Annotated in this window: 3 protein-coding genes; 2 read left to right on the top strand and 1 reads right to left on the bottom strand. The window is 71.9% G+C overall.

Translation table 11 applies throughout. From position 1 onward, the window contains the following. Positions 1 to 414, bottom strand: a 414-nt coding sequence (locus tag FV222_RS22630; RefSeq protein ID WP_187277429.1) for a VOC family protein, incomplete at its 3' end; no start/stop codon positions are given. Positions 415 to 582: 168 nt separating this feature from the next. On the opposite strand from FV222_RS22630, the gene FV222_RS22625 reads away from it, so the two are divergent. Continuing rightward, positions 583 to 1,929, top strand: a complete 1,347-nt coding sequence (locus FV222_RS22625) for a hemolysin family protein (RefSeq protein WP_147815697.1) — start codon at positions 583 to 585, stop codon at positions 1,927 to 1,929. A gap of 73 nt (positions 1,930 to 2,002) precedes the next feature. After that, positions 2,003 to 2,594: chromate transporter (locus FV222_RS22620; protein ID WP_246685607.1), on the top strand; the 592-nt coding region annotated here is incomplete at its 3' end.

Here is a 2,594-nt window from a genome sequence, read left to right as displayed (position 1 = left end):
GGCCGGCTCCGGGTCCGCCCCGTCGACGCCGACCAGGGCCAGCCGCATCCCGTCGGGATCGCGGAAGCGCAGGGTCGGCTCGCCGAACACGCTCGCCGGCGCGTCGTGATCGACGGACGTCGCGACGAAGCGGTGGATCCACCAGCCGATCGCGGCCCGCGGCACCCGCAGCGCGATCTCCTGCGTCTCGCCGACGCCGAGCCGGCCCGGCGCCGCATGCGCGATCGGGAAGAAGGTCAGCAGCGTGCCGGGGCGGCCGGTCTCGTCGCCGTAATAGAGGTGGTAGGTGCCCGGGTCGTCGAAGTTGACGGTGGTCTTGACGAGCCGCAGCCCGAGCACCCGGGTGTAGAAGTCGCGGTTGCGCGCCGCCGAGCCGGAAAAGGCGGTGACGTGGTGGAGGCCGATCTCGGACATGACGTGTCTCCTTTGAGAGCGCCGCCCGGCGCTCGCGATCGGCCTGATTTGAGGATCATCCGGGCGATTTGAAACGGAAACGATGGAAACCCATCGTTTCTGATTTTGCGTTCGACGATGCGCCGCCGTCCGAGACCTTCGGCGTGGCCCGGCGCGCCTCCGGCTGCTATGGCGGGGCGTTCGACACGACGGGAGACGGCGATTTCCGACGATGCATGGGCGACCGCGCTTGGGCTGCTCGCGGTCCTCGTCCTGGTGCTGGCCAACGGCTTCTTCGTGGCGGCCGAATTCGCCCTGGTCTCGGTGCGCCGGAGCCGCGTCGCCGAACTCGTCGCCGAGCGGCGCGCGAACGCGACGGCGCTGCAGCGGGCGACCGACCGCCTCGACGCGCATCTGGCCGCGACGCAGCTCGGCATCACCCTGTCGTCGCTGGCGCTGGGCTGGGTCGGCGAGCCGGCGCTCGCCCACCTGATCGCGCCGGCGGTGGACGGGCTGCCGCTGTCGCTCGGGCCGGTCGCCGCCCATTCCATCGCGGTGGCGATCGCCTTCGCCCTGATCACGTCGCTGCACATCGTGCTCGGCGAGCTGGCGCCCAAGAGCCTCGCGCTCCAGCGCAGCGAGCGCACCGCGCTCGCGGTGGTCCGCCCCCTCGGCCTCTTCCTGTTCGTGTTCCGGCCGGCGATCCTGTTCCTCAACGGGCTCGGCAACGGCGTGCTGCGCCTGTTCGGCCTCCAGCCGGGCCATGGCGAGGGCTCGCTGCACTCGACCGCCGAACTCAACCTGCTGATCCAGGCGAGCCAGGAGGCCGGCCTGATCCGCGAGGTCCAGCAGGAGGCGGTGGAACGGATCTTCGCCATCGGCGAGCGCCGGGTCAGCGACATCATGACCCCGCGCCACGAGGTCGAGTGGGTCGACGCCGACGCCGACCACGCGGCGATCCTCAAGGCCGTGCGCGCCTGCGGCCACGCCCAGGTCGTGGTCAGCCGGGGCCAGGTCGACGAGCTCGTCGGCGTGGTGCGCAAGCAGGACCTGCTCGACCAGGTGCTCGACGGCGACGCGATCGACCTGACGGCCGCGACGCAAGGCCCGATCGTCGTGCACGAGAGCATGACGATCCTGGCGGTGCTCGAAACCTTCCAGAGCCAGCCGATGCGGATGGCGGTGGTCGTCGACGAGTACGGCACCCTGGAGGGCATCGTCACCCAGACCGACCTGCTGGAGGCGATCGCCGGCGACATCCCGGAGCCCGGCGAGGAGCCCGACGTGGTCGAACGCGCCGACGGCTCGCTGCTGATCGACGGGATGATCCCAGCCCGCCAGGCGTTCGAGCGGCTGGAACTGGCCGAGACGCCGGATTCCGACGACTTCACGACGCTGGCCGGCTACGTGATCTACGAGCTCGGTCGCATCCCCGCGGCGGGCGACGCGTTCGAGGCCGGCGGCTGGCGCTTCGAGGTGGTCGACATGGACGGGCGCCGCATCGACAAGGTGCTGGCCTCCCGCGTGGCCGCCTAAAACCTCGGACAGCCCGGCCGCGGCGGGCGCACGGAAGGCGAAACCCGACATGGCGGACGGCGCCGACATCCCGATGCCAGACACCGCGACGCCCGGGTTGCGGATGCCGAGCCTGGCCGAGGCGGTCCCCGTCTGGGGCCGCATCGCCGCCTTGTCCTTCGGCGGGCCGGCCGGGCAGATCGCGGTGATGCACCGCATCCTCGTCGAGGAGCGGCGCTGGATCTCCGAGGATCGCTTCCTGCACGCGCTGAACTTCTGCACGCTGCTGCCGGGGCCGGAGGCGCAGCAGCTCGCGACCTATGTCGGCTGGCTGATGCACGGCACCCGCGGCGGGCTCGTCGCGGGGGGCCTGTTCGTGCTGCCGGGCCTCGTCGCGATCATGGCGCTGAGCTGGATCTACGCGCTGTCGGGCAACGTCGGCGTGGTCGCCGGCCTGTTCTTCGGGCTCAAGGCGGCGGTGCTGGCCGTCGTCGCCGAGGCGGTGCTGCGCATCGGCCGGCGCGCCCTGAAGAGCGCGCCGATGGTGGCCGTGGCGGCGGCTTCGTTCGTCGCGCTGTTCCTGTTCGACCTGCCGTTCCCGGCGGTCGTGCTGGCGGCGGGCTTTCTCGGCTATCTCGGCGGCCGCGCCGGCCTGCCGCAGTTCCGGGTCGGCGGCGGCCACGGCG

This window comes from Methylobacterium sp. WL103, assembly GCF_008039885.1.
Taxonomy (GTDB): Bacteria; Pseudomonadota; Alphaproteobacteria; order Rhizobiales; family Beijerinckiaceae; genus Methylobacterium; species Methylobacterium cerastii.
Note: the sequence above shows the minus strand (reverse complement) of the source record. Positions and strands in the feature narration are given on the sequence as shown.